Below are 2,606 nucleotides of genomic sequence, written 5' to 3'. Positions count from 1 at the left end.
GGCAGGAGCGGATCCTGCCCGCCGACGCGATCCGCGCCCTGCCCAAGGGCACCGCGCTCTGCTTCGCCACCGGCATGCGCGCCGCCATGCTCGATCTGCGCCCCTGGTACCTGGAGCCCGGCGCCGACGAGCTGGCCGCCGCCTCCGCCCGCGCCTCCAAGGCCATCACTGCCCGGGCCGTAGCCAAGGCAGCGCCGAAGCAGAGCGACTTCGGGCCCGCTGCCTAGGAACTGTGCCCCGGTCCTGAGCGCCCTGTTCTTCCTCAACTTCCCTCAGGAGACGGCTCATCGCCCCGTACGAACCCTGCGATCTCGACGATCTGACTCCGCACGATGCGCTCGACGCGGTCATCGCCGACATCCGCGAGCATCGCGTCGCCGGCGGACCCGGTGGCTTCTTCACCGCCCTGCGCCACATCGACCTCCTCGGCCACCTCGCCATCCGACTCGCCGCAGACGCCCACCACCACCTCGACCAGAAGCAGAACATCTCCTCCACCGGCCACTCGGCCAAAATCCTCAGTCAGACCGCAGGACATGTCGGCCGTGCCCTGGCCCACTACACCTTGGCACTCACCCCGCTCGTCGTACTCGCTCAACCCGGCGTCCCTATCACTCTCGACCGGCAACTCGGCGCGATCGACCGCCACCGAGACCTGCACGCATACCTGAGCCACGCCCACCAGGCCCTGGACGAGGCCCGTGCCTCACTGGCCGGTCTCAGCCTCACGCCCGAAGCCCAAGGCCCCACTCCACAACCGCCCATAGCGGCGGGCAACTTGCCGTGCCCGCCCCGCCGCTGACCCCACCACCCGGACTGCCATGGCCATCACCGACCATCACGACGTCTTCATCGGCTCGACCGACGACGGATGGACCTTCGTCATCGTCAACCGCCCCATCCGCAACGCCGCCCGCATGCTGACCGGGGCGGGATTCACCGCCCGCGAGCACCAGGGCCGNACGCTCTACCTCCTGCCACCCCAGACCGGCGAGGACGCGCACGAACGCGCCGGTATCGCGGCCTACGGGCTCATGGCCCACACCATGGATCTCGTCGACTTGGCCTGGACCACGCACCACCCCAGCACCAACGGCATCGAGCCCGAGGCAACCATCCGCTTCCACGACGGCCCAGTCACCGCCACCGCCCACACGGACAGCGCCGGCGAAGTCCTCGCCGAGAACGGCTTCACGCCCACCAAGGTGTCGCAGGAGTACACGCTGCCTGCCGGGCTGAGCGAAGCCGACGCCGTAAATGCGGTCGTCCGTGCCGAGACCCACCTCTACTCCTACGGCGTCCGCGTCCGCGTCGACCTCGGGATCCCAACCCTCCAGGACATCCCGCCCGCGCCCTCTCGCCCTCCGTCCGCGCCAACGCTGCCCTCCCCTGACCAGGCCCAGCGGCGCCGCCGCTGACGACCACTTCCCCCGGAACAGCACCATGCAACAGACGATCTGAACGCCGAGATCACCCGCCTGCGTCAGCTCGGCAGCGATTTCGAGGACCTGCACAGCGAGATCCGCTCACTCGCCCTCACACCCGGCACCGACGCCCGGCAGCAGCTCACGACGAAGATCGTGGCCACCCATGGGCTGGTCCAACGTGCCATGGACCGCCTCGGTGCCCTCGACGGCAGCCAGTACACCGCTGTCCCCGGCAGCCGCCCGACTCTGGAGGCGCTGGCCTCCGTCGTCTTGGCCACAGCATCGCAGCATCCGTCCTGGCCCGCGCGCTGGAAGCCAATCCGCTGGAGGGCGCCGCGTTCCCCGGCCCGCCGGCCGATGAAGCGGCCGTGCGCCAGGCACGGCACGCGGAGGCGGTCCCGGCCATGGCGGGGCACCTCGCGGATGCCGCCCACCAGCTCGACCTGGCCCACACCGGCTGCTACTACCTCGCCAGCGGCATCACCCGGGACCTGAAGCAGCCCGCCGAACAGAACCAGAGCCAGGCGACCCCGCCGCAGAAGATCACGGACAGCCAGTACGCCGCCCTCGCCCGGCTGTCCGCAGGCGGCGGCACCCGCTATGTGATCAGCCGATACGGCGTGCTCAAGGCCATCGACAAGGACCGGGCCACCGTGAACGTCGCCACGCTCAACTCCCTGATCAAGCGAGGACTCGTCGCTGTGGACACCACGACGCCTTTGCACCAGGGCCAGCGCCTCCAGGTCACCGCCGAAGGCCACCGTGCCCTTGTCCATCACAAGCCCACCACGGCCCCCACCCGAACAGCGGCGGTGACGCCACCAGCAGCGAAACAGGCCCCGGGACCTCGATGACCAGCACCAACCCGCCTGGCCCGCCATCTCCTTCCGCCGGGCACAGCGACACCCAACCCTGCGGTCCTGCCGAACCGCCCTTCTCGGCTGTCGAGCTGTCCGCCATCGCACGCCGTATGACGTGGCAGCAGCGCGCCGCCCTGCGGGTCCTCGCCCGGACACCCAGTCGAGTCCGGCAGCGGAACAACGGCTCGCCGTACGTGGACTCCCAGACCTCGTCACACATCGCGATCACCACGTGGCACGCCCTGGAACGCAAGGGCCTGGCGTACCGCGACACAGCCGCCCACCCCGCATCCCTCATCGGTCAGCGGCTGGCACTGAC

At 70.1% G+C, this 2,606-nt stretch carries 4 protein-coding genes and 1 pseudogene; 4 read left to right on the top strand and 1 reads right to left on the bottom strand.

The annotated features are described in order from the left end of the window. Window positions 1-227, top strand: a pseudogene (locus tag ACLZN2_RS50930) (hypothetical protein); the annotation flags it as partial. Between the two features lie 35 nt (window positions 228-262). On the opposite strand, the gene ACLZN2_RS50925 reads toward ACLZN2_RS50930, so the two are convergent. After that, complete coding sequence (locus ACLZN2_RS50925) at window positions 263-661, bottom strand: hypothetical protein (protein ID WP_416987094.1); 399 nt, start codon at window positions 659-661, stop codon at window positions 263-265. 160 nt (window positions 662-821) lie between these two features. Between ACLZN2_RS50925 and ACLZN2_RS50920 the strand changes: the two genes are divergently transcribed. The 3 genes from ACLZN2_RS50920 to ACLZN2_RS50910 all read left to right on the top strand — a co-directional run. Beyond that, window positions 822-1,418: a hypothetical protein gene (locus ACLZN2_RS50920; RefSeq protein WP_416987092.1), complete on the top strand. Its 597-nt coding sequence runs from the start codon at window positions 822-824 to the stop codon at window positions 1,416-1,418. 377 nt (window positions 1,419-1,795) lie between these two features. Beyond that, the gene (locus ACLZN2_RS50915; RefSeq protein WP_416987091.1) at window positions 1,796-2,281 is read left to right on the top strand and encodes a hypothetical protein; all 486 of its coding nucleotides are present in this window, start codon (window positions 1,796-1,798) and stop codon (window positions 2,279-2,281) included. Window positions 2,282-2,397: 116 nt separating this feature from the next. Further along, a partial coding sequence (locus tag ACLZN2_RS50910; RefSeq protein ID WP_416987089.1) for a hypothetical protein occupies window positions 2,398-2,606 on the top strand: 209 nt, incomplete at its 3' end.

It is taken from the genome of Streptomyces sp. T028 (genome assembly GCF_048159505.1).
Classification (GTDB): Bacteria; Actinomycetota; Actinomycetes; order Streptomycetales; family Streptomycetaceae; genus Streptomyces.
This window is presented reverse-complemented; position numbering and strand designations above follow the sequence as displayed.